Source organism: Sulfuricurvum sp. (assembly GCF_049277495.1).
In the GTDB taxonomy this organism is placed as follows: domain Bacteria; phylum Campylobacterota; class Campylobacteria; order Campylobacterales; family Sulfurimonadaceae; genus Sulfuricurvum.
Genome location: NZ_JBASYM010000007.1, coordinates 21,344 through 44,678, shown reverse-complemented (window position 1 = coordinate 44,678; position 23,335 = coordinate 21,344). Strand labels below are relative to the sequence as shown.

At 42.8% G+C, this 23,335-nt stretch carries 35 protein-coding genes and 1 tRNA gene; 10 read left to right on the top strand and 26 right to left on the bottom strand.

The window, feature by feature from the left end:
- Positions 1-7 precede the first annotated feature (7 nt).
- From WAO38_RS01260 to WAO38_RS01235, 6 genes are read right to left on the bottom strand one after another with little or no spacing between them, the layout of a single operon-like run.
- Positions 8-1,219 carry a murein hydrolase activator EnvC family protein gene (locus WAO38_RS01260; protein WP_422233569.1) on the bottom strand — a complete coding sequence of 404 codons (1,212 nt, stop codon included), beginning with the start codon at positions 1,217-1,219 and terminating at the stop codon, positions 8-10.
- Positions 1,220-2,032 carry a cell division protein FtsX gene (locus tag WAO38_RS01255; RefSeq protein ID WP_422233567.1) on the bottom strand — a complete coding sequence of 271 codons (813 nt, stop codon included), beginning with the start codon at positions 2,030-2,032 and terminating at the stop codon, positions 1,220-1,222.
- Positions 2,019-2,690, bottom strand: coding sequence for a cell division ATP-binding protein FtsE (locus WAO38_RS01250; RefSeq protein WP_422233566.1), 672 nt, complete (start codon positions 2,688-2,690; stop codon positions 2,019-2,021). The genes WAO38_RS01255 and WAO38_RS01250 overlap by 14 nt, the downstream gene beginning before the upstream one ends.
- On the bottom strand, positions 2,683-3,855 hold the full coding sequence (gene trmB, locus WAO38_RS01245; protein WP_422233564.1) for a tRNA (guanosine(46)-N7)-methyltransferase TrmB: 1,173 nt from the start codon (positions 3,853-3,855) through the stop codon (positions 2,683-2,685). Before trmB ends, WAO38_RS01250 begins: the two co-directional genes overlap by 8 nt.
- Positions 3,856-3,858: 3 nt before the next feature.
- A complete protein-coding gene (locus tag WAO38_RS01240; protein ID WP_422233562.1) occupies positions 3,859-5,115 on the bottom strand; it encodes a fibronectin type III domain-containing protein in 1,257 nt (418 codons plus the stop codon).
- On the bottom strand, positions 5,060-6,037 hold the full coding sequence (locus tag WAO38_RS01235; RefSeq protein WP_422233560.1) for an RluA family pseudouridine synthase: 978 nt from the start codon (positions 6,035-6,037) through the stop codon (positions 5,060-5,062). The genes WAO38_RS01240 and WAO38_RS01235 overlap by 56 nt, the downstream gene beginning before the upstream one ends.
- 90 nt (positions 6,038-6,127) lie before the next feature.
- On the opposite strand from WAO38_RS01235, the gene WAO38_RS01230 reads away from it, so the two are divergent.
- Positions 6,128-7,237: an FtsW/RodA/SpoVE family cell cycle protein gene (locus WAO38_RS01230; RefSeq protein WP_422233558.1), complete on the top strand. Its 1,110-nt coding sequence runs from the start codon at positions 6,128-6,130 to the stop codon at positions 7,235-7,237.
- 169 nt (positions 7,238-7,406) lie between these two features.
- A tRNA-Ile gene (locus WAO38_RS01225) sits at positions 7,407-7,482 on the top strand.
- Between the two features lie 11 nt (positions 7,483-7,493).
- Here the strand turns inward: WAO38_RS01225 and WAO38_RS01220 are convergent.
- The 16 genes from WAO38_RS01220 to WAO38_RS01145 form a co-directional block, all read right to left on the bottom strand.
- Complete coding sequence (locus WAO38_RS01220) at positions 7,494-7,682, bottom strand: helix-turn-helix domain-containing protein (protein WP_422233556.1); 189 nt, start codon at positions 7,680-7,682, stop codon at positions 7,494-7,496.
- Entirely contained in the window at positions 7,669-8,100 is a 432-nt protein-coding gene (locus tag WAO38_RS01215) for a hypothetical protein (RefSeq protein WP_422233554.1), read from the bottom strand. Before WAO38_RS01215 ends, WAO38_RS01220 begins: the two co-directional genes overlap by 14 nt.
- On the bottom strand, positions 8,097-8,309 hold the full coding sequence (locus tag WAO38_RS01210; protein ID WP_422233552.1) for a hypothetical protein: 213 nt from the start codon (positions 8,307-8,309) through the stop codon (positions 8,097-8,099). The genes WAO38_RS01215 and WAO38_RS01210 overlap by 4 nt, the downstream gene beginning before the upstream one ends.
- 217 nt (positions 8,310-8,526) lie before the next feature.
- The gene (locus tag WAO38_RS01205) at positions 8,527-8,796 is read right to left on the bottom strand and encodes a hypothetical protein (RefSeq protein ID WP_422233551.1); all 270 of its coding nucleotides are present in this window, start codon (positions 8,794-8,796) and stop codon (positions 8,527-8,529) included.
- Positions 8,793-8,945, bottom strand: coding sequence for a hypothetical protein (locus WAO38_RS01200; protein ID WP_422233549.1), 153 nt, complete (start codon positions 8,943-8,945; stop codon positions 8,793-8,795). The genes WAO38_RS01205 and WAO38_RS01200 overlap by 4 nt, the downstream gene beginning before the upstream one ends.
- An 88-nt stretch (positions 8,946-9,033) precedes the next feature.
- The gene (locus WAO38_RS01195) at positions 9,034-9,279 is read right to left on the bottom strand and encodes a hypothetical protein (RefSeq protein ID WP_422233547.1); all 246 of its coding nucleotides are present in this window, start codon (positions 9,277-9,279) and stop codon (positions 9,034-9,036) included.
- Between the two features lie 112 nt (positions 9,280-9,391).
- Positions 9,392-9,751: a hypothetical protein gene (locus WAO38_RS01190; protein WP_422233545.1), complete on the bottom strand. Its 360-nt coding sequence runs from the start codon at positions 9,749-9,751 to the stop codon at positions 9,392-9,394.
- Positions 9,742-10,326, bottom strand: coding sequence for an exonuclease domain-containing protein (locus WAO38_RS01185; protein WP_422233543.1), 585 nt, complete (start codon positions 10,324-10,326; stop codon positions 9,742-9,744). The genes WAO38_RS01190 and WAO38_RS01185 overlap by 10 nt, the downstream gene beginning before the upstream one ends.
- Positions 10,313-10,621, bottom strand: coding sequence for a hypothetical protein (locus WAO38_RS01180; protein WP_422233542.1), 309 nt, complete (start codon positions 10,619-10,621; stop codon positions 10,313-10,315). The genes WAO38_RS01185 and WAO38_RS01180 overlap by 14 nt, the downstream gene beginning before the upstream one ends.
- On the bottom strand, positions 10,618-10,788 hold the full coding sequence (locus WAO38_RS01175) for a hypothetical protein (protein WP_422233540.1): 171 nt from the start codon (positions 10,786-10,788) through the stop codon (positions 10,618-10,620). The genes WAO38_RS01180 and WAO38_RS01175 overlap by 4 nt, the downstream gene beginning before the upstream one ends.
- 266 nt (positions 10,789-11,054) lie before the next feature.
- Positions 11,055-11,285 carry a hypothetical protein gene (locus WAO38_RS01170; protein WP_422233538.1) on the bottom strand — a complete coding sequence of 77 codons (231 nt, stop codon included), beginning with the start codon at positions 11,283-11,285 and terminating at the stop codon, positions 11,055-11,057.
- Between the two features lies 1 nt (position 11,286).
- The gene (locus WAO38_RS01165; protein WP_422233536.1) at positions 11,287-11,559 is read right to left on the bottom strand and encodes a hypothetical protein; all 273 of its coding nucleotides are present in this window, start codon (positions 11,557-11,559) and stop codon (positions 11,287-11,289) included.
- 1 nt (position 11,560) lies between these two features.
- Complete coding sequence (locus WAO38_RS01160) at positions 11,561-11,842, bottom strand: hypothetical protein (RefSeq protein WP_422233534.1); 282 nt, start codon at positions 11,840-11,842, stop codon at positions 11,561-11,563.
- Between the two features lie 198 nt (positions 11,843-12,040).
- Positions 12,041-12,820: a DUF2303 family protein gene (locus tag WAO38_RS01155; protein ID WP_422233532.1), complete on the bottom strand. Its 780-nt coding sequence runs from the start codon at positions 12,818-12,820 to the stop codon at positions 12,041-12,043.
- Positions 12,817-13,143, bottom strand: a complete 327-nt coding sequence (locus WAO38_RS01150; RefSeq protein ID WP_422233530.1) for a hypothetical protein — start codon at positions 13,141-13,143, stop codon at positions 12,817-12,819. Before WAO38_RS01150 ends, WAO38_RS01155 begins: the two co-directional genes overlap by 4 nt.
- Before the next feature lie 215 nt (positions 13,144-13,358).
- Complete coding sequence (locus WAO38_RS01145) at positions 13,359-13,610, bottom strand: hypothetical protein (RefSeq protein WP_422233528.1); 252 nt, start codon at positions 13,608-13,610, stop codon at positions 13,359-13,361.
- A 122-nt stretch (positions 13,611-13,732) separates the two neighbouring features.
- Here WAO38_RS01145 and WAO38_RS01140 point away from each other — a divergent pair, with 122 nt between their 5' ends.
- A complete protein-coding gene (locus tag WAO38_RS01140) occupies positions 13,733-14,419 on the top strand; it encodes an XRE family transcriptional regulator (RefSeq protein ID WP_422233526.1) in 687 nt (228 codons plus the stop codon).
- A gap of 15 nt (positions 14,420-14,434) precedes the next feature.
- Here WAO38_RS01140 and WAO38_RS01135 read toward each other — a convergent pair whose 3' ends face one another.
- The 4 genes from WAO38_RS01135 to WAO38_RS01120 all read right to left on the bottom strand — a co-directional run bounded on the left by WAO38_RS01135 (position 14,435) and on the right by WAO38_RS01120 (position 16,878).
- Entirely contained in the window at positions 14,435-15,007 is a 573-nt protein-coding gene (locus tag WAO38_RS01135) for an ImmA/IrrE family metallo-endopeptidase (RefSeq protein WP_422233525.1), read from the bottom strand.
- Positions 15,004-15,201 carry a hypothetical protein gene (locus tag WAO38_RS01130; RefSeq protein ID WP_422233523.1) on the bottom strand — a complete coding sequence of 66 codons (198 nt, stop codon included), beginning with the start codon at positions 15,199-15,201 and terminating at the stop codon, positions 15,004-15,006. The genes WAO38_RS01135 and WAO38_RS01130 overlap by 4 nt, the downstream gene beginning before the upstream one ends.
- Positions 15,202-15,558: 357 nt before the next feature.
- Positions 15,559-16,221, bottom strand: coding sequence for a hypothetical protein (locus WAO38_RS01125; RefSeq protein ID WP_422233522.1), 663 nt, complete (start codon positions 16,219-16,221; stop codon positions 15,559-15,561).
- A gap of 9 nt (positions 16,222-16,230) precedes the next feature.
- Complete coding sequence (locus WAO38_RS01120) at positions 16,231-16,878, bottom strand: BRCT domain-containing protein (RefSeq protein WP_422233521.1); 648 nt, start codon at positions 16,876-16,878, stop codon at positions 16,231-16,233.
- A gap of 62 nt (positions 16,879-16,940) precedes the next feature.
- Between WAO38_RS01120 and WAO38_RS01115 the strand changes: the two genes are divergently transcribed.
- The 7 genes from WAO38_RS01115 to WAO38_RS01085 all read left to right on the top strand — a co-directional run bounded on the left by WAO38_RS01115 (position 16,941) and on the right by WAO38_RS01085 (position 23,335).
- Positions 16,941-17,534, top strand: coding sequence for a hypothetical protein (locus WAO38_RS01115; RefSeq protein ID WP_422233519.1), 594 nt, complete (start codon positions 16,941-16,943; stop codon positions 17,532-17,534).
- A 3-nt stretch (positions 17,535-17,537) separates the two neighbouring features.
- Positions 17,538-17,816 carry a hypothetical protein gene (locus WAO38_RS01110; protein ID WP_422233517.1) on the top strand — a complete coding sequence of 93 codons (279 nt, stop codon included), beginning with the start codon at positions 17,538-17,540 and terminating at the stop codon, positions 17,814-17,816.
- Positions 17,817-17,952: 136 nt separating this feature from the next.
- Entirely contained in the window at positions 17,953-19,215 is a 1,263-nt protein-coding gene (locus WAO38_RS01105; protein WP_422233515.1) for a DnaB-like helicase N-terminal domain-containing protein, read from the top strand.
- Positions 19,212-20,048: a hypothetical protein gene (locus WAO38_RS01100; protein WP_422233513.1), complete on the top strand. Its 837-nt coding sequence runs from the start codon at positions 19,212-19,214 to the stop codon at positions 20,046-20,048. Before WAO38_RS01105 ends, WAO38_RS01100 begins: the two co-directional genes overlap by 4 nt.
- Positions 20,045-20,635 carry a hypothetical protein gene (locus WAO38_RS01095; protein ID WP_422233512.1) on the top strand — a complete coding sequence of 197 codons (591 nt, stop codon included), beginning with the start codon at positions 20,045-20,047 and terminating at the stop codon, positions 20,633-20,635. The genes WAO38_RS01100 and WAO38_RS01095 overlap by 4 nt, the downstream gene beginning before the upstream one ends.
- 133 nt (positions 20,636-20,768) lie before the next feature.
- The gene (locus tag WAO38_RS01090; RefSeq protein WP_422233510.1) at positions 20,769-21,455 is read left to right on the top strand and encodes a hypothetical protein; all 687 of its coding nucleotides are present in this window, start codon (positions 20,769-20,771) and stop codon (positions 21,453-21,455) included.
- A complete protein-coding gene (locus tag WAO38_RS01085; protein ID WP_422233508.1) occupies positions 21,452-23,335 on the top strand; it encodes a terminase gpA endonuclease subunit in 1,884 nt (627 codons plus the stop codon). Before WAO38_RS01090 ends, WAO38_RS01085 begins: the two co-directional genes overlap by 4 nt.

Genomic DNA, 23,335 nt, shown 5'->3' with positions numbered 1-23,335 from the left:
AACGTTCTCAGCGGATCACCTGCAGCGGGTCGATGTGTGCGTTGCGCTGCGTGACCTGGAACATCAGTTCTCGTCCGACGCGACCGATGATGGAGCCTTGTTTGAGCCGTTTCCCTACCTCGACCGTAGGGGCGATTTTATCCAAGTGGGCATAAATCGTATGGAGTCCGTTATCATGTTCGATAATGACGACATTTTCGAGCATCGCGGTAGTTTTTGCAAAGATCACTTTTCCGTTCAGTACCGATTTGACTTTTGCATCAGGATCATTCGGACGGAGCGATACCGAATCGTTAAAGATTTTTATACCGTAGACAGGATCGGTATACGGACCAAAGCTTTTCGTAACAGAGTATCCGTCCAACGGAGATATCGTCCGTTCCCCCGAATATTTGGCAACGTTGGAGGGACTGTATTCGGCAACCGCCTGCTTGACATCTTCAGGTACCGGTTTTGAACCCGGTTTTTTGGTTGCGTGTACCGGTACTTTTTTAGGCTTAAGGGATTCGCGTTTGATAATATTGAGATTGGCAAGGGTATTTTGTAAAGAACGCTGCTGGTTGAGAATTTTATTCAGCGATTTTTTATAAAGCTTTTTCTCTTGTTCGAGTTTAGCAATCGCTTTTTCGTTCTCTTTCTTCGTCTCGATGACCTTGTTTTTTTCCTGATCAATGATGGCGATCGATTTCTTTAATACGGTCGTTTGCGAAGAGAGTCCGGCAATCTTTTCGTTATTGGCAACAAAAAGGGCATTGAGCTCTTTGATCTCCTGATTGATCTGTTTCAGATGGAGCTTGAGAGCCTCTTCGGTGATGATGGCATCGGCCTCTTTGGCACGGTCGTCATTGACTAATAATGAGATGGAGGTATTGCGGGCAATCGCAAAAACGAGACGCTGTTCAATATCATTTTGGGTTTTGGTCAAAAGCGTTTGCTGGGTTTCGAGTCCCTTTAGGGTCATTTTATTGGATTGATAAACACTCTCTTTGGATTGCAGCTGCTCGACGAGGGTACTGATTTTCTCCTGCTGAGTGCCGATGATCTGCTTTTGCTGGATAATTTTGGATGCGGTTGCTTCGAGTTTGCTATTGAGACTCGTATAGGTTTGTTTGGTCTCATTCAATTGTTTCGATGTGTGTTGGATCTTCTCATCGATTTTAGCGGCATACAGCGATGCCGCTAACAACGGGAGCAATACCAGGGAAAAGGGGATTTTCATCTATTCCTCTTCATTGTTGCCGACGACGATGGTAAAGGTTAATACAATCGATACGCCAAGCGCAATCAGAAGTGAACGGAGTGCATCATTTACAAAATCAAAAAGTTCGATACTGATCCCGACAGTCCGCAGGAGCAGATCCATCCAGCCGTATTGCTGGATAATGAAAAAGGCAAAACAGAGTACGATGGTTGCGATGATGGCATCGACGATGGCCAGACGGAATAAAACTGCTGAGCGCAACCATACCGGCGCTCCGAAAAGGGCCATGATACTCATTCTATCAGAATGCTGGAACTGCCAGAGACGCATCTCTTTGAGGATCAGGAGTGACGTGACCGCCGCAATAGAGATTGAGAATACCTGGACGACATCTTTAAACAAAAGCATCAGTTTGTAGACCGTATCGTGGCTTTGGGCATATCCTTCAACACGCTCTATTGCAGGATCTTTCTGGAGCCGTTTTTGAAGTTTGGCAATCTCGGCAGGGGTCGGGAAACGGTTCAGATAGAGCCGATAAAACTTTGGAAGAGTGAGTTTGAGCAAATCAAGATTTTTTTTGCTCATTTCCCCTTGCAACCGCTGCAAAACTTGATCGGTCGCGATAACGTCGCTTCGCTCGATAATAGGATCCATTGCTTTAAACTCAACCGGAGTGAGGGTTTTACTGGCAACGACGATAATCGAATAGTCGTTTTTGAGACGTGTTTCGTATGCCGCGATCGTTCGATCCACCGCTACGTAAATTTGAACCGAAAACAAAACGGTAAAGAGGGCGACAATGAGTGAGATATGGTTTTTAAGAGACTTCATGAATATTCCCCATCTCGATATGATAGTGTTGGTAAGGTACGGTGATGGTGGAGGGGATATTGTGGGTCACAACGACGACGGTCGTTTTGAGCTGGGTATTGGCCCCCTCTAAAAGATTCCAGATCACCTGTGATGAATACTCATCCAGATTTCCGGTCGGCTCATCCGCTAAAATCAAAATCGGATTGTGGGCAAGCGCTCGTGCCATTGCTACACGCTGTTGTTCCCCGCCGCTGAGTTCAGGGGGATATTTGCCCGATTGATGGATCAGTTTGACGTGCCCGAGGAGTTTTTGCACCTGTGCGCTGCTGACCTCTTTGGTATAGCCGGAGATGATCAGCGGGAGCATCACGTTTTTCTCGATGGTCCACTCTTTGATCAGCTTGTAATCTTGAAAAACGACACCGATATGGCGGCGCAGAAAGTTGAGCTTGGAGGTACTGATACGGCTCATCTTAACCCCCCCTACCATTAACTGCCCGGCGCGCGGTTCAATCGCGCCGTAGAACGATTTCAGAAGGGTCGATTTCCCGCTTCCGCTGGCTCCGGTGATAAATACAAAGCTTCCCGCATCGATAGTGAAATTGGCTTTGGAGATAATGGTTTCAAACTCTTTGTAGGAAAGAGAAAGATTTTCGGCAATAATGACTTTATCCATGCAACAGTTCCTTCAATAAGGTATGGGCTTTGAGATTCGCATTGGAACGGACAGGCAGTGAGGGGAAGTAACGGGCGGTACCGTTTTCGATAATGACATAAGTACTCTCCGGCCGGTCAAAACTTCCCATTGCCAGACGGATCATTCCGCCGTTTTCTCCGATCGTGAAAGTTCGCTCCACATGGATGAATCCCCAGTCGCGTTTATAAGTCTCTTTGGAGAGGCGGTCGATGATACTCGCATCGATCTCTTGGAAAGGGAACGAAAAATCACCCTCGACGTCAGGCTCAGGACTGAGGATTTCACAGGTAAAGGTGACGTCGTAAATATTTTTCTCCATACGTTTCCAACGGTCTTCGTATTTGCTGCTGATCGCAATATCCTGGTTCTTTCGGACATCAAAGCGGCTTTTTGCCGGGGAACTGAAGGTCTCCAGTGCAAACCGGTAGTAATTTTCGCTGTCGGTACGGAGTTCCAGTGTTCCGCCGACACGCAAAGCCCGCTCGGATTCTCGTAAAAAGGCTTCGGAAATAACACGTCGATGAGGCTTTTTATCCCATGGAACGGGAAAATGGACGTAGACCTTTCCGACGATATTGGAAGGGACAAACTCTAAAAAGAGGCGGGCATCATAGTCGAGAATCATGACGTTAGTGAGGTTTTGAATCATGATATGTTTGAGTGCTTGTTCGATGGAGGGTTTGTGAATCTCCAAACCGATGAAGAGGACATCCGGGTTTGCGGCAGCCTGGTGGAGAAGATGACGGGCAGAGCCGAATCCGATTTCGATTCGGACTTCACGGTCGATTGGGAAACTTTCGGCAAAAAACGAGATCGATTTAAGCGCATCATGGGTTTTGAGGTGGGCATTTTCCGGAGCATTGTCGACGTTTGAATCGAGGATGTTCAGCTCGGCACACTCAGCATACGCCAAAAGGGCGTGTTTGATCAAAAAGTTCGGCGACGGACGGGTCACTTTGTCACTTTTGAGAAGCTCTTTATTCTCAGTCTTTTTGTAAACCAAAAAGAATTCTCTATCTTTGTAACGGGTAGCGATCAGGGCACCCTCATGGTCTTTGTAGTCGGCTTGAAAAAGAAATTCCACCTCTCCGCGGCGTGCGGGAAGGTTAAGAGGTTTAAAGGCTTCGATATGTAAATGCGGCATTCTCTATTTTGCCTCGTAACGAAGTTCGATTGCCGGCGTCGGAAGAGACCGGATACCGTTTTTATCGACGCTTACGATTTCATACAGATAATCGACGTCGGGTTTGATATCACCATCGTGAAAACGGGTGTCCGTGATGTTGTTGATATCGATACTCTCTCGGCTGACCCAGCTTGTCTTGGTGGTTTTGATGACGGAATACGAAACGCTGCGAGGGTCGTTGTTTTTCCATTGCAAATCTACGGCACGATCAACGATTTTCCCCTCATACGCAATCGGTGTGAGCGGTTTGGAAAGGGTTGAACCTTGTGTCGCTACCGATGAAAGAGGGCTCTCCAACCCGTCTTTATCCACTGCGGTGATTTTGTAAAAATAGAACTTTCCGTCTTCGGTGATCGTATCGGTGAAGCTGGTCGTTTCGAGTTTGACATGGTATGCGAAAGAACCGTTAGGGGTACTTGAGCGATAGATGTTGTAGTGGCTCAAATCGCTGAGGGTACTTGGCTCCCATGTCAGAGTAATGGCCCGTGGAAGGTCGTTGGTACTGGTAATGTTTTTAATCTCCGGCGGAAGTGGCTTGGTGATTACTTTGGTCGTTTCACTCGGCTCGGTTGAGAGTTTATCAAACGTGGTTGCTTTGATACGGTAGAAATAGACTTGGCCGTCTTTGAGGTTTGAATCGATAAATTCAGCATTCAAACGTCCGGTGATGGTTGCTATCTCAACCCATTTTTGATCGGTTGCATTTTGGCGTTCGAGGATATAGCCGTTGATCTTTCCGTTTGGATGCGGACGCCAGAGAAGTTTGGCGCTGCGGGGCATGTTTCCGACCGATTGGAAAAAGCTGACCGGCGCGATCATCGGCTGTGTCGCTACGACAGTCGTTTCACTGGCAACCGATTCGCTCCCTTCTTTGGTAATCGCGGAAAAGCGGTACTGATATTCGCTCCCCGGCTTGAGATCGCTGTCGACGTAATGGGTTGCGAAACGGCTGTCAATCGTTGCGATGCGCTGAAGCTTTTGATCCTCGGCACCTGGGGTATTGCGATAAACGTAAAATCCGGTTACTCTCGGATCACTGACCGGTTTCCACTCAAATGCGACCGACGTGATATCGGCGATAAAACCGTTCATCGAGGGGATAGGAAGGGTCGAATCTATCGTGACTGTTTTTTGCGGAGCAGCAGGCTGAACCGCACAGCCGCTAAAGAGACTCAGTGCTAAAGAGATGCTTAATGCGTAGCGGATCGATGAGTTCATGATATTCCTTTGAATCAAAATGTTTATTTAAATAATCTTCCATCACCGGACTTAAAGCGGCGGTAAATGTAACCGTCTTTTGGGTCGTCGGGTGGGTAAAATAGAGGTTATAGGCATGAAGCAAGATACGTTCCATTTTGTCGCTTTTCGGCGATGTTCCGTAGAGGTGATCTCCCAGAATATGGCGGCTGATCGACTCCAAATGGACCCGGATCTGATGGGTCCGTCCGGTGTAGAGTTTACAGACGATCAGCTCTTCGGTCTCGTCATGGCTCGGGAGGAGTTTGCGAAATTCGGTTTTGGCACTTTTGCCTGTTTCGCTGATTGCCATTTTGAGACGGTTGTTCGCGCTTCGCCCGATCGGACGGTCGATAATGGTGACCTGCTCTTTCAGCGGAGGGGTGATGACGGCGAGATAAAAGCGTCCCATCGTTTTGTCTTGCAGCTGCAATGAGAGTGCTTCATGCGCATTATTGTTTTTTGCGATGACCATCGCACCGCTCGTGCCGCGGTCGAGACGGTGTACGATCCCGTGACGCTCTTCGCCGCTGAGCGTTGAGAGGCTGATCCCTTTATGTTTGAGCCAATCGACCAGTGTCGGTTCTTTGACACTCGGGGCAGGGTGGACGGTGAGAGAACTGGGTTTATTGATGACGAGAATGTCATCGTCTTCAAACAAGATTTCGACATCAAAATCGATTTGGAGTGCCGGAGTCGATTTTTGTTCCGGGAAACGGATATGGACTTTTTGGTTTGGTCTAAGTTTTAAACCTGATTTAGCGGTAGGTTTGCCATCGACGGTGACACACTCTTGTTCGATGAGCTGGGCAATCTGATTGCGTGTCTGTCCTAACTGCTGTGTTAAAAAAACATCGAGACGAATCGCTTCGTCCGTCATGAATTGTGATTCTTCTTGTGTCAAAATAGGGTGCCTTTTGGTATTGTGTCTGAAAACGTTAAAATAAAGTTATAAGCCCGCTATGCTACAATTAGCAAAAAAAGAAGGACCGTAGTGCTTAATATTGATCGGCGAATTTTAGCACACTTTGATTTCATAACTGTTATCTTACTGATTCCTCTGGTTTTTATGTCAGGTTGGCTGATTTACGAGATTCATCCCACTCTGGGACAAAAACATATGGTTTATGTTTCGGTCGGAATCGGCGTCTTTATTACCCTTTTTCTTCTCCCTATCCGAAAACTTCTCTGGATGATACCGATAGCCTACTGGGGAAGTATTTTGCTTCTCATCGCCGTAGAATTTGTAGGACACTCGCGATTGGGGGCAAAACGGTGGATCGAGATCCCGTTTATCCATTTTACCCTACAGCCCTCGGAACTGCTGAAACCCGCATTTGTCCTGATGCTCGCTTATCTGATCAGCCGTAATCCTCCGCCACGGGACGGATACGGGTTAAAAGCGTTTGCCAAAATATCCTTTTTTATCCTTATGCCGTTTTTCCTGATTGCCAAAGAGCCCGATTTGGGGACGGCCAGCGTTTTGGTACTTTTGGGATTCGGGATTTTGTTTATCGTCGGGGTACACTGGAAAATCTGGGTCGGATTGATCACCGCGTTTATCATCTCCCTGCCTCTTATCTATACGCAGCTGCATGATTACCAAAAGCAGCGTTTGACCGATTTTGTCAGCGAAAAACCGAGCTACCATGTCGAACAGTCGATTATCGCCGTCGGTTCAGGAGGCTTTTTCGGAAAACAAAAAGAAGACGCGACCCAAACGCAGATGAAATTTCTCCCCATTGCCTCAAGCGACTTTATTTTTGCCTATGTGGTGGAGCGTTTCGGTTTTTTCGGAGCATTTCTTTTGATCACCCTTTATGCGGCACTGATTATCCATCTGATGATGATCGCTTTTTGGACGGAAGACTATTACATCAAAGTGGTCGCAGGGGGGCTTTCTCTCCTCTTTTTCATCTATATGGCGGTCAATATCGCCATGACGATCGGATTTGCCCCCGTCGTCGGGGTTCCGTTGCCGATGTTCAGCTACGGAGGGAGCAGTTTTGTCAATTTTATGGTTCTTTTGGCCGTGATGGAAAATCTTCTCGCGTACCGATTTCGATATCTTTACGGAGATACGGGTAAAAAAAGCTTCGTCTAATTAAAGAGCGTTTATAATGGCGCTCCTCAAACACGGGTCAATAGTTCAGTGGTTAGAGCCCCCCGCTCATAACGGGTGAATCTAAAAGAGTGGAATGCCTACAGATAGGGCGTTAAACGGTCTGAATTCTTTTACGGTGACGGCTTAGGTGACGGCTTCGCTACAAAATGGGTCAATAGTTCAATGGTTAGAGCCCACCGCTCATAACGGTGTAGTTGCAGGTTCAAGTCCTGCTTGACCCACCATTTCTTCAAAATCAAGCTGATTTCTCAATACGATTTCTCTCTAAAAATTCCTCGATATCAGAAACTTTATAAATAACTGATCCTCCAAATTTTGAGTATGATAATTTTCCTTGACTCCGATAGTTTGCAAGAGTCCCCTTGGCAATACCGAATTTTTCTATGACTTGTTTGTCAGTTATATATTTGTCAAGCAATTCCATTGGATACCTCCTCTTTATAAAATATTTCCAAGCATTCCTCTTTTGATAGTGGAACAATTTTTATCCCATATCTAAGAATGTATGATTCACCAAAATTAGTTTGCATCATCACCCCGCTTCTTGATTTGATGCTCACGATTTTGTAATCACTCCATCCATTCTCTTTTACTTTGCAAAGAATAGGATATTTGACATCGTTGTACCATTGAGGAACAATCTCGAATTCATCGTCAAGATATGTTTTTATAAAGTCATCATGTTTTATTGACCCGCCAATTGAGCCTTGGGTTGGCCTCGTTGTATCAGAATAAGTTACAAAGAAAGAATAACTATTGTAGTTTTGAAATAGCTCACCATTTTGATTTCGCAAAATAACGCTTGAATCTTCTAATCGTTTTATAGCTTCATATATTTTCATGCTTGCTCTCCATACTTTTTATCAAACTCATTTCGCTTATCTATACAATCTTGTAGCCATTCGATTTTGAGGTCTTTTTCTTTCATCCGTGCTTCGTGTTCATCACATAGCTGATCGATCACTTCGTCCACTGCGTGTAGGCTTTTGATATGGGTTACGTTTACGACTACTCGACTGCGGATAGTGGTTTTGGCTGATTGGCGGGTCATCGTTGAACCTTTTTTATCAAATAATTTTCATACCAAGATCGTTGTAAATCAACACGGCTATTTTTTCCATCTTGTAGAGTTTGCTGTAAACACGAATGCTTTAACCCACATGGGATAACGGTATCACCTCTTCGATATGCTTCAACCCTCGTCGAGTCGCCTTTGATTATCCAAAGCGGATCACCATCTCTAATTTCACACCCAATGAAGTCAAGTTTCATCCCGCTCTCCCCATTCGTTCTAAAATTCTTTGTGCTTCGTAGTAATCAAAGCGGTGATCTACGTTTATAAAATCATCGGGTTCTTGGTCTTGGGTTCCAAAGGCTTCACGTAGTTTTTTGCCATAATATTTCAGGGCTTTTTCTCTGCTCATACGTGGAGGGATAGTGTCAAATGATCTCATATTTAACGCCGATGCGTTACTTTGTTCAAAAGCTTTTTTACGCTCGAAGAAAGCCTCACCATGAGTAAGCTTTTCTCGCTTCATCGCTTTACCTTTTTAAGTTCTAACATCATCAAGTGATTTGCAGTGTGAACGTTGGTACATACGGCGATCAACTCATCACCACGATAAAATTCATAGTCGAAATTACGAAAATGGCTTTTGGATGGTACTTTTTTGATATGTAGTCTCATCGTCGTCTCCTCTTTATCAGTGTTCTAAATTTGTCTTTGGTTTTGAATATGAAGAACCAATAGCGGTACCGTATGCGTTCTATTGGCATTATCCTTCCTCTAGTTCATGCAGTCCGCACCCGCTATGATGAATGTATTGAGGTACGTAAAAATCTTCTACTTCAGGGTGTATGCATGAGTTATCCTCAAATAGGTGACATGTCAAACATGTCTTAGGTTCTTTGAGCTTTGCATTTTCGGATTCGAGTTTCGCAATCTTCTCTTCTGCTTCATTTGCCCAAACAAACATTTGTTCATCAGTCTGAAATTTATCGTGAAATTCTAATTGTGTCATTGTTATTCCTTTGGATAATGGCTCACAGTAAACCCGTAGGTGTGCGGAATGGTTGGACGGATTTAGTGTGGGGCATGGGGTGATTGGAGAGGAGGGCTTACGCCGCTTCCTCTTATTGAACAGAAGTTTTTAAAAACGATTTTAGAAGTGGATTATTATCCATACTTTCAAGCTCATGATCGACTGGTATCCGAACGCAATTTATGGCTTCGGCAATTTTTTCATTTTGTAAGTTCCATCTTCGGCAAATCTCATCACCAAGAAATAATGCACTCTCGAAAGTTGCATCAGCATCGATGGCTAGGTTTGAATCATAAAGCTTGATTTTGGCAAAAGGTATATTCCAACCACCGCCACGGAAACAAAGCTCAACTGAGCCGTATCGTTTTTTCGATACACATAAAAGTTCTAGTTCTTCCACTTTATCCGTGTCGTCAGTCTCTACACCATCGATTCGTAATATCAGCTGCATAATAGCTTCTTCAAGACCAACTCCGCTACATCTCCTGCATCTCCAAGTGATGTATGCTCTACGGATTTAACGATACCAGCACGATCAAGGCATTGTTGTAGATCAGGTAATGTTTCATCTTTTTCCCAATCGACATAGAGTATCGCCGGATCAATCATACGATGACGGTACTTGATTTTAATGCCTGCCGCTTCGATGAATTTGAGGTCAAACGATGCGAGATTCTTCCCTGCAAGTGTTAGGCGCTCGGTAAAGTTGATCGACTGTAACCATTCATCGAAATATTCTTGAAATCCTTGTGAATTACGGACATAGACTGTATCAGAAGCACTACTTTGTAAAATATAAAGAGTGTCTTTATCTTTTAAAACTGTATTGATCTCATTGATAAGCCCTGCGTTCATCGTCAACGCGATAGGGTTACCAGTCAACTCTTGATGGATGAATACTGCCCTAAAAGAATCGATATACGGTTCATGCTTAGAGGTATCTATAGCGATAGCTCCGAACTCTAATATTTGGTTTTTTTGTGGGTCAAGCCCTGTGGTTTCGATGTCAATACTAATGAATTTCATGTGTTTCTCCGTTTTGTTTTTGTTCTGCTCTTACAATACGATCATATTCGGCATTGATAAAAGCGGCAGCGATGATAAGCTGTTGTTTTCGTGAGTGATCTTCTTTTTTGAAAAACTCAAAGCTCCATGGCCACATTTCTGATAGATCAATATATTCAGTATTATCAGTTACATAACACGCCGCAGCATCTGCAAGCTCTCCATCTACATGTTCGTCATCATGTTCGGTGGTGTATCCCTTTTGGACGATCTGGCGGGTTCGCTCTTTTTCGACCAGTTGTAAGAATTGATTCATCTTTTTGCCTTTCGATCTCGTTTAGCCTGAGCTTTAGCTAAAGCGGCTTGTTTTGCCTCTTCGCTTTGCGTGGGTTTTGGTTTTGATTGGTGCATTTGGATTGGTCTTGCTCCGCATGACATAGCGGTAAGCCCTGCTATCATTAACGACATTTCTATTCTATTCATGACTTCACCCTTAGCATCTCTTCAATCTCCCGCTTCGCTATCTCAAGCGAAGAAACATTTTGTGATTTGTGAACGTGTTGAAATACTCTCTCGTAGGTACTCATTATTTTCTCCCGTACTTTGCATCATGTGGGTTACATCCCCATCTTCGTTTAGGTCTGAAACTTGCCAAAAAGATTGCGAACCATATCGCTGTAAGTGCCACCGCTAGTACTAAAAGCTCACATGATGGGCAGTGTGCGAAATATTGCATGATTACTCCTAATTTAGAATGATGGGTCGAGGGTGAACCACTCGCAGAACGTGTATTGGTCCATGGTTCGGATCAGCGGTTTGCCTTCGGGGTAGAATAGGGTCTCTGAATCACGATGGACTTCATCTATGCATTGGTACTCGATTAGGTCATCCGTCACGTCATGGACAACGCAGGGCATCTTCCCCGGAGAATATACGGTTGCGCCCTCGAGGGCAAATTGGAAGTGGGTTGGGGTTAGCATCTTATGCCTCCATAAAAATTTCAGATTGTAATAATTCGCCTTTTATCATCCACCATGATTGTTTAGGGTGGGTAAGCTGATCTGGTAATATTATATTGATAGGAAATCTAACTATAAAATGATCGTTGGCAGTATTCTTTACAGCTTCATCAAGCGAAGTAAATATTCCATCAATACTCCAAGACCATCCTAGCTCTTCATTATCATCATTTAATTTATGACCTACATAGTAAACATCTGAATCTAGCAAAGGGAAGTCTAATATTTCAATCATCTCACACCGCCATAATCAAAAGCGCACTGATGCCGAACACGAACACCAACATTCCCCAAAAACCTTGCGACTTATGGCGAAACACGGTACCATACAAGACAGCAGCGGTTACAAGATAGATCGTAGCAGCTATCGGAGTGATAACCCATCCAAGTATCAAAGGAATTAAGATCGCATGAATAACACCCTTGAAGGCTTTATCGTAAGCATCATTATCTTCGTAGGATACAAAATCTACAGCGACCCAGTTTGGCGTGCTAAGGTTGATCGGTTTTTCTAACATTGTTTCTCCTTTTTTAGTTCTTCGATTATTCGCAGGGCTGTCCCGATCGGAAATCCGTTTAACGCCGCATAAATTCTTTTAAACTTCATCATGTCTCCTTTTGTTAAGCTCTCTACGTGACCCAGCAAACCGCAATGGGAATCTGTGCTTCGTAGAAAGCTCTTTGGTATGTCGACGACATGAATGTCGCCAACATCGTTAAACTTGATACGACTTAACGCCCTCGATACCGTCACAGATACTCTGTGTGAGTTGTCGGCGGGTTTCCTCTTCGAGTTGGTCGATGTTGTAACAGATCAGCTCTGCGACGAATACGCCGTCCTGAGCACTTAAAAACAGCTCTGTTTCAAATCGGGTGGTTAACTCACGATCATTGGTATATATTGGAAATTCAAACGTAATAATCCGTGGGATCTCAACATTGGCTTTGCCCGTTCGCACCGTTGCGTCGATGGTGAATTTGTTCGAAGTGTTACGCTGAATACTGTCGATCTGAGTGATGCCCTGCAAACTCTCCGCCATGTCGATGATGTCCATGTCATCCGCTTTTTTGTTATCCAGTGCGACGATGTACGGCTCCATGCGTTTGAGGAAGCGGATGAAATCTTTTTGGATGATTTGGTTGGAGGTATTCGCTCGGTAATGTTTATAATCATCAGTTAGGATGAGCGGCATAGTTGCACAGCTGTCTCCATAATCAGGGTTATTCACTGCAATGTAGTTGAATACTGCTTGGACATTGTTGTCGGTATAAAAAAGCTTTGTAGCATCGGTTTTATACTCGGTTACGAATGCGATATAGTCATCTTTATTGATGATCTTCTGAGAAACGACATGACGTGCCAAAGCGGGTTTAAAGTGGATAGGCTGTTTGGCCGTATCTACCTTGTAATCATTATGGATGATGATTGAGCCATCTTCCAAAGGTTGCATCGGTGGTTTGAATGCATTCATTAGATTGTTTAAAAATTCTTTCATGAGTTGACTCCCGGAAGTATTTGTTGGTTTGGTCGGTTACGTGATGGCATAAACGTTTGATCATTGACAAAGAAGCCTGTTTTGATCTTCGGTCTGGGGATGGTATGGCTTACGTCTCCGACCATAGTGATCTGATCGTCAGCGACTTTGGAAATCTCTAATTTAATAGTGATCGTCGATTTTTTTTCCTGAATCATGGTGGCTTTCACACATGCTTTCAGTGCTCGGGCGGTGTTATCCGCAATGTCTCCGTTTCCAATAGCTCTAAAAGCATTGATAAACGCATCGATCTCAGAGGCGAAAACCTCGGGGTTTTGTTCCATGGTGATTCCTTCGGGTTGAGTATTTAATCAGGGTAGGGCCCTTACCCTCATGTAGATACTCGGTAAATTACACCACTGCTTCGTGGCTCAGTCACCCTCACGGCAACTCATCCCAAACCAGCACCACCGATCAACGGTTACTTTTCACTGTCAGGTCTCAGGGCGACTCGCCCCGTATTTGAGCATAGGCTCAATAGATCACACCGATGTGTGCTCTATGAAACTATTTTGATCTTGTTTGCGCGGCAGTAGGTAGTAAAGCCATTGCAGTTCTTTTTTAGGTATTCATAAATCTGTTTATCGAGAGGCGTACTTTTGCCGTTACGGACCAGTTTGTTATGCAAACGCTGTTTAATCGATTCGGGTTTTGCATTGAGGTCACGTGCTGCTGTCTCAAAACTCTTACCCGAAACGAGCAGTCCTAGTTTGACGTTTTGGTAGAGAGATAAATCTTGGTTAAATGCCATATTTGCCAAACCTTCTATATTTTTTTAACGATGGTGTATAATCTTGTTTACGTTCTGAGAACGTGAACGAATGAAAGTATTGTAAGATAAATTACTTACTATGTCAAGAGGTAATAAGAAAAATGTCTGATTTTGGTCAAAGAATTAAAGAATTACGAAAAAAATTTGATTTAACACAGCAGGGTTTAGCCGATGAAATAGGTGCAAACAATAAGCAAACAATTAGTGATGTCGAAAAAGGAAAGCAAAAAAGTCTAAATGATGATCAAGTAAGAATTATCCTTGATAAATATGGAATTAGTAAAACATGGCTCATATTGGGTGATGGTGAAATGTTTGAATTAGATAAAAAATCAGAGGCGACCACCACTGCCATCGATACCAATAAATTTATCTCCGTTCCGATAGTGTCAGCAAAAGCCAGCGGGTCACCGGTGGGTGAGATCCACTATGATGTAGAGATAAAAGGGGAGGTGTCGATTGCGAAGATGCTTTTCAAAACAATGCCAAATATTAATAATATCCAAGCAATCGAAGTGATAGGCAACAGCATGTCACCTCGGATCAATCCGGGCGATTATGTCATTGTTGATAAAAAAGACAATTTCGACCATGATGGAGTCTATGTGCTGCAGTTTGACAGTATGTTACTCGTTAAGCGGTTACAGGTGACAACGCGAGGGATTAAGATCATCAGTGATAACCGATCATACGATGAAGATGTCTACGATCCAAATGATGATCAGAGAATGATGCATATCGTAGGAAAAGTTATTTTGGTAATCAATAGGGATATGGCGTCGTTTTAGGAGATTGTTTCGTGCCTATAAATCTTTATAGGCTTCATCGCGCATAATAATATGCTTTGGCATGCTAAGTAAATCTACAAGATTTTTTGGAGCTTTAAAATCCTCTGCAATTTGTGTAGCTGTAATGTTCGGATTTTTTATTTTAGCTTGAGTTAGATCATATGGTAATAAGAAATCAGCTGCAAATAGAACTGCAAGATACTCATGGTCTATATCATCTGCAAATCCAAAAGATGCATTAAAAAGACCATCTACTAGTTTATCAATATCTTCCGTAATGCCTTCATCATTTTTACTCATCAGCAAATGAAATAGCTCTTTCACAATTATATATCTTCTCCAGCATGGGTTTAATGCTGTATCGTTAAACAAAACCTCTACATGTGTTGAAAAGTGTCTTAATTTACCAAGTATTAACCTGCTAGATGATTCAATCGGGAGAACTGAAATATATTTACCATTATTAAAATTTAGATAAGTACCTATTTTTCTAATCAACTCCTCATTTATATCCATGGGAGCTTTAACATTTACGCCTTGGCTAAAAGTGAAATCGCGAAGAATAGTTACGATATCCTGATATCTCAAAATACCACTTTAAATAATGGTGTTATAAGACCGCTATCTGCTTGATCATTGAAATGGTTTGCTTCTCTATAAAATTCTTCTTTGCTGGTCAATTTGATATCACCAGGCTGGAATTTTACGTCAATAAGACCTTTTTGTGCTTTGGCTTCGTTGAACCATTGTGTGTATATTTCTTCTTGTGTTTTATAAGACATTATGTTGCCCTTTTCTGTGTGTTGCTAAAATAAATACCAGGATTATATGTCTAGCATATATCCAACTACGCTATGCGGTGCAGCTTATTCAGGCAATTTATGCATGTTTCCAGAATTTAGCTGTTAGCTATTTTTAAAAGTTGCGGGATTATATCTAAAAAAACCCTTATTTTTGTTTACGTTCTGAGAACGTTAACGCTATGTTTAACTCTTACTCTATCGCACTTGATAATACCAAGTATATCGGTCAAATCTTAATAAATAGTTACATCTAAACCTATAAAAGTAATTAAGACTTTACCTTTAGTAACATCTCTGTGTGTATCGCTACTTGTAATGCAATAACTATTCCAAAAATTATCTAGCGGGGGCCGCGCTGCTATATTTACTATAAAACTCACTGAGCCATTGTTCGGCTTCCACGCTTTGGCTAGTAGGTTGTGTATGGGAAAAGAATTCTAAGTATGTCAAGTCTTTCCAGTTGGTTGGTAGCATCGTTTTAGAAACTTCAATCGTTGCCCATTGTTCTTCGGTATCTGATGAAACCAAAAACGTTATTTTCCCTATATCACTACGCAACAGCAATCCTTTGCTGATGCTAAATGCTGTAGTTGCTACCCCGTTCCAATCTTGGGCTCCACCCCATATTTGCCCTGAATTAAATGATATGTCAATATTATTCATCCCTTTGTGCTCACCTGTATATTGCATATATACGCTTGCTGATTTTATTTTAGGTGAGATAGATTTAACTGCTTGCTCGGTTGGCTTATTATCTTGCATGTATGTATCACCTGATGTGGCGACAACCTCTATGGGTTTAACTTCGTCTACTATTGGCGCCACTTCTGATTTTGGAACTCCAATAGCTATAATAATCGTCCATGCTATAAACCCGGCTATTCCCCCGATTAAGTGCGAACTAAACCTATCATGGCCTTTTTTTATACGGCCCTTTGATAGATACTTCCACGTAAAGTATGCTACAACTGCCCCAACTGCAAAAAATAGAAATGTCATTTTAATTCCTTAGACAAATTTGATCCAATGTTCTTCCGAAACAATACTGATCTGTACCTCGCCAGTATCTCTCCATTCCATAGCAGTCTCTATCTTACGACCATGTGTTGAATGTATCCAGTCCCGGCTTCCGATAATACCAATAACGAGGTAGTCAGTGCTTAGGGTAGGGGCTTTTACGCATTTACCGCCTTTGCTCTCAATGAGCTTGGTTACTTTATCTCGAGATCCGACCGTGAATGCTCCAGTAAGACAGAATATTCGTTTTTCAAACTCAATAATAGGAGGAGGGGTGTCAAGCGGAAGTGTTGTAGCCATGCTCTGAACCATATCTGTAATGTTATTACCGCCAGTAATTTGTTTTAGGAGGGTAAATAACTCTTCTTTTTCGGAATCATCCAAGATGCCATCGGATAAATATCCCTCAATACGCGAGTATAAAATATTTGCCGGCCATTGATGTGCCGCACTTTGGTTTGACTCCATCCACTTAAGCAGAAAATCTGCTTCAGCTTGCACGATTGACCCATCTGCCATGATCCCTTTGCATAAGCCTATCAGTTCATCAATATTTCGTTCCGCTATTCTAGCTGAGCATATTGCAGCCACTATCGGTTGCCCTGTTTCCTCATTAAGAATTATTTTTTTATCACCCATTTATAGCCTCCTATAATTTAAAATAAGAAATAATCTTGACAAAGTAAGAAATAAACCTTACAATGTCGAACCAATCAATTTATCTGAGCGGCGATTGGACCTTCGGGGTCGCTCTTCAGATAAGTACCCAAAGGACTAAAATGCCTCTCTCAAAAACTCCATGGTTTTACAAAGCAATTGACAAGGCGATAAACGCATTCGGTTCTCGCCATAACATTACTGCACGTCAGCACTTCGCCCCTATGCTAGGGTTTACGGGTAATAACGGAACGATACAAGTCGGCACTGCGCTAAATTATACCACATACATTCCTTCAGCTCCAAAAGCGTTAAGTATTGATCAACTCGCCATTTTACTCGATGAGCTTGGGCCTGATAAGAAATTCATCCTCGATGCTATTGCCAAAGAATGCGGTGGAATATTCAACTTCAGTGCACCGGCAAAGGTAGAAAATGAATCAATCAAGGATGAATTGCTAACCATCGCCTCATTTGCTGGGAGTTTATCGGCCAAGTTTTTGGAGTTCAAAAACAATGATGGGCTGATCGATGAGAATGAAGCTGATGAGCTCGAGCGCGTAGCGTATGAAACGCGGCAACATTTGAGAGCGTTTGAAGAGATGGTTAAAAACCATAAAAAAGAGTGTGAGGAGTAGGGGATGGCGAAGGTAGTTTTCAAAGCAGGCTCAACACCGTATACGCTTCACACTCTTTTCTCTTCGGGTGGATCTCTAACTTATGACGAAGCCTATGGAAAAAACATTCGCCATCTATCCCAACGTATCGCTGATTTAAAGGCTAAGTTTTTAGAGGCAGGGATCAAAGATTTAATTATGGTGATCGATGAGCCAAATGATCGTGGTGGATTTCATGCGCGGTATTTTTACCGTGGGTATGGTTGCCCGTTAGAAAATAAAGAGGGAGCGAGGGTTTACTAATGAGTATCAAACATAATCTCCTTCTAACCGCGAATAAAATCGTTATGAAAACACCTCTTTTGTCATTTGATATCAAAGTAAAAATAAGAAGAAAAATTATGTCTGAGCTGAAATGCAGCGGGTTTAAGGGGATATGATGGAACAGCTTCTCTATAACCTGGCTTTTGAACGATCAGTCTTATCTTCTATCCTTTTTATTCATGATCTTGATAGCATCGATGATATGGTAGCTACCCTCGATGAAGATATGTTTTATATGCAAGCGCATAAAGACATATGTGCTGCCATCATAAAACTTCACTCTTTAGGGTTACCAATCGAAGAGAGCTTTATTCAAAAGCATTTAGTATCTATGGGTAAATTTGACGAAAGAACCATGATTGAAGTGCTGACAGCAACTAGCATGGCAAATATCAAACCCTATATTGATACGCTCATGGAGTTTGCTAGAAAGCGAAAGCTCGAGGGGCTATCATTAAAAATTCGTAAGATGCTTGGTGAAGAAAACAATACCGCTGATGATATTGAAACAATGCTGGAGCTATCGCTTGGTGAGTCTCAGATCAAAAGCGGTATGACGATGCCTGTCACGATGGAAAGAGCGATTGAAGAGTTTCATAACATGGTTGTTCCTGCACCAATCAGAACAGGCGTTGATAAGCTCGATGAGCTTTTATGCGGTGGGTTTGAACCGGCTCAGCTCGTTCATATCGGGGGGGAGCGTAACGTTGGTAAAACAACACTGCTGAAGCAGATTTTATTTAATACCTCAGTGGACTATGACACGCTCTTCTTTAGCTTTGAGATGCCTAAGTGGAAGATGGCCAAATACACTGAGCGTATGACCGGGAAAAGCAATATGAAGCGGTATCACATCATCGATACCAACATGATGAAAAGCCGTGATGTTTCTGACGTAGCACGTATGATCCGTACGATGTGGCGCAAACACGGTATACGATTCGTTCTGCTAGATTCTAAGATGAAACTCAACCACCGAAGCTATAAGGGCAATAATGATGCTGAGAGAAAAGGGGATATCGACTCAATACTTAGCGCAGTAGTCCAAGAAACTGGAATTGTACTAATGATGATTGTACAGGGTTCAAGAGATGAGTTAAAGAATGGGAAGATGGGGAGCTACGGCTCTGTTCTATCTGACTATGAGGCAGACATGCAGTTGCTGTTGACTAAGACAGAGGGCGGCATAGAGATTAAATGTGAGAAGAACCGTCAGGAAGTCCTGCACTATCCTATCAAGTTATGGTTCAACAAAGAGGAGCTGAAGTTTGACAGTATCAAAGTAGATATTGTGACCTATCAGACCCCATCATCGTATACGGATCGAGTTTCATTAGGCTCAGAAAGTAATGAAAAATTTGAGGTTGTAGTCCTATGAGAATGAATTATAAAAATTATCCAACCGATTTTATCCAGCAGCTCAAGCGTGAGCGCGGCGTAGCAGGTCGTAAAAAAGCGCGTGCGTTTATGGAATTTTGGGATGATATGGAGCATGGAGATCATAACAGTGAATCTTTCTATGCCAAATCATGGGATGTATCTCGCAGCACTTCTCATGATTGGATCAAAGAGTTTAAAGTTGAGAATGATTTATTTATAGATCATCTATTCATAAAAAATCAGCAACACTATAACCACGCCATTTTTCAAACCGAGCAAAACGAGCAAAGCCAACCGAGCAAAACGAGCGTTTGTAAAGCACGTAATATAGGAACTTCTACAACATCAACCGAGCAAAACGAGCAAAGCCAACCGAGGGAAGCTTTTAATTTAAATGATAATAATACCGCGCGTGAACTTCGTAGAGAATGGTGGGATGATGGTGAATTTCAGGATCTCTTTTTCATCTACTCTCAGAACACAAAGTACGTCGGCAAAAAAGAGGATGCATTCGCACAATTCACTCGAACTGAAATGAATCCATCTATCCTGATCCTATCCGCAGTGCAATACCTCCATGACCCTGATGTAGGTGGAAAACATTATAACCTCGCAAACTTCCTCAAAAACGAAACTTATCTCTCGTACATTCCTAAGATGATCAAAGTACGTCATGGCAATCATGATATTATCGGTGAGTATGATCGAGTTAATAATCGCATCATTGAGAGTGGTAGTAATCGTACTATAGTCTTAACCCCTGAGCGATTGGTTGAATTATTTAAAGCAGGTTCGCTTGAATTTTTAAAACCAGCAGGGAGAGCAGCATGATAGTAACGATTGATATGACCGGACAAGAAGCGTTACTCAGATCAATAAACCCAAACACTGCGAAGAAAGCAATCAAGAGAACACTCAAAGAAGTGATGAGCAGTGCTATGACTGCCGGACAAAAAGAGGTAACGAAAAAATACAACCTCAAAACCTCACAGCTCAAAAGATATATTGGGAGCCGTGTCGTATCCAAGCAGGGGTTAGAGGTATCAGTATCTATCCGATCGCAGGGATATGTTTCTATGTTTAACTTCATAAACAAGGCGAGTACCCAAAGCTCACTCACACGTAAAAATAAAAATAATAAGAGCAAAGTGAAAGTAAAGATCATCAAAGGCGGTGGGGTGCATACGTTCCGCCATGCGTTCGTGATGATAGGGAAGAGTGGGAACATCGGTATCTTTGAACGTGTACGTGGAGTGAAGTCATCAACGGGGAACAATAAGATCACGCGCCTAAATACTGTCGGACCTATCGGGATGTTTGAGAAAGTTGGACTGCCTATCATTCAAGATCATGTGACGTCACGTGCTGCGGATGTACTGAAGCGTAACCTCGCATTCTATATGGGGAAGGACGCATGAAAATGATTGGGTCCTCCGGCATACTTCCCGCCGTGCGGGGCTTAAGACTCGCGGAAAACGTGTGGTTTTTTGGTTTCAAACTTCCTAAACTTCTCACGTTCAAATCGTTTACTGAACAAACAAAGGGCTTATAATGTCAAGTGATTTGATCAATGCTTCTCAATGTCTATCTCGGTTGAGCAAAGATGGGATCACTTATTCAAAAGGGTATTTTTCACAAATTTCAAGTGAGGGGAAAATACCGCACCATACAAAGCCTACAAGCCCTAAAAAGTTTTATCGATACTCTGAGGTACTGGAAGCCATAAAAACAACTCAGGACCCTACCCGTGACGCTCAGAGAGAGGCAAATGAGAAAAAGCGTATAGAGCCTAATGATTTATTTGCGGCAGTGGGTACTTATAAGAGTGTTGCCGACATGAATGACGATGAGCGTGAAGCATATGAGGCCGAACGAAGACGTGAGATCGATGAGGCAAAAAAGGCCGCTGCAGAATTAAAAGAAATATCAGGGGTTAATGATATACCAGGCATAGATGCTGCAAGTATTGAGGGTGTTACATTATCAGAAGCTAAAGTACTCAAAGAATACTGGCTTGGTAAAAAAGCAGAACTTGACTATAAGAGGATGTCAGGGGAAGTTATAGACAATCGTGAAGTTGAGCGTCAGGCATTCGAGACGGCACGAACTGTCCGTAATGCAATATTGGCTATACCTAGTCGTATTTCTCCGTTGTTGGCCGCTCAAAATGATTCACATAGTATTAGAACGATTTTAATGAATGAATTATCACTTGCATTGGAAGCGATAAGCCTATGAGCCATAATCCTATCTACACTAGCGCATTTTTTAAAGGGCTCAAACCTGATCCGATGCTCAGTGTATCGGGATGGGCAGATGCGAAGCGGATATTACCTACTAGCTCCAGCGCGGAACCTGGACGCTGGAGAACATCAAGAACTCCATATCTTCGTGAAATCATGGACGAACTCTCTCCTCAATCACCTACGGAACAGGTCAAAGTTATCAAAGGTACCCAGCTAGGGTTCACAGAGGTAGCGAATAACCTAATATTATGTTATATGGATACCTATCCATGCCCTATTCAGATGATTATGCCTACAGAGCGATTGGCAGGTAAACACTCCAAAACAAAACTTTCCCCATCAATCAGTATGATCCCTGCACTGAACAAAAAAGTAAAGTCAGCCAAATCAAAAGATGATGCCGGCGGGATGTTTGAAAAAGAGTTTGATGGAGGGATGCTCTCAATCGGTTGGTCAAATGCTGCGGCTTCGTTTGCTTCATTCTCTGCGCGTGTAGTGATACTTGATGACGTTGACCGATTTCCTGATGATGTAGAGGGAGAGGGGAACCCTGTTGCACTTGGTAAAAACCGAGCGGATGCTTTTAGTAATCGTAAAATATATGTAAACTCTAGCCCAACTCTAGCGGGTGGATCTATGATTGAACGAGAGTATGAGGATAGCGATCAAAGAGAATACGAGATGCCATGCCCTCATTGTGGAGGGATGATTGTATTTGACTGGAATGAAGATGATAACAACTTTATATTTGAATACGATCATGAAACATATCAGCTTACTTCAGATGTAAAGTATAAGTGTGAACATTGCTCAGAATTGATCGATGAATATCAAAAAACTGCAATGATGGATGAGGGTAATGGGGCAAAATGGGAGCCAAGAAATCCGGGACATCATCATAGAGGTTATAAACTGCCTAGTTTTTATAGCCCTGTAGGATGGCTCTCATGGATATCAATAGTACGTGATTATCTTGCTGCTAAAAAAGCTGAGGAAGATGGCGAAAAACGACTTATGAAGCGGTTTGTAAATACTCGTTTAGCTCAAGCTTATAAAGAAAAAAGAGAAATAACAGACAAAAATTCACTTTTAAACCTTAAAAACTCTCTTGATGAGGGGATAGTCCCTCCTAAAACTGCTGCTCTTGTCATGGCTGTTGACGTACAAAAAGATCACTTTTGGTTTGAAGTAAAATCACTGACTTATGGGAACGGCACGCACCTGGTACGCTATGGGCGTGCTGAAACGTGGGCAGATGTTGAGCTGATCATACGAACACCGTATTATGACACTGCAGGCGGTGGGCATATGATACGCATGTGTGCGGTGGACTCAGGGTATTTGGCGGATGAAGTCTATGAGTTTTGCGCCATGAACTCAGATGTATGTATCCCAGTAAAAGGTGCGTCGCAGCGGATGAGTACCCCCTACATGGTCAGCAATGTAGATAAAGACGTAAATGGCCGTCCCATAGCAACCGGATTAAAGCTTTATAAGCTTGATACGGAGTATTACAAGGATATCCTCGATGCCAAGATAAAACGCTCTATTGAGGCTGTGGCAACTGGTGAGACTGCAAAAAGTAGCCTTCTAAGTTTTCATAATAATGTAAATGATGGGTATGTCAAACAATATACGAGCGAGTACAAGCATACTGAAACCAATTCAAAAACAGGAGTTGAAAAAAGCGAATGGCGCAAAGTTACCGAAAAAGCGGACAACCACCTATGGGACTGCGGAACGTACATCACATTTTTAGGGGAGCTTTTAGGTATTCGTTTTTTACCAAGCGAGCCTATCGAAACTGTATCACGATCACGACGCAGTGAGCGTCCGGCACCGCGTCATGATGACGATGAATCAAATTATTAA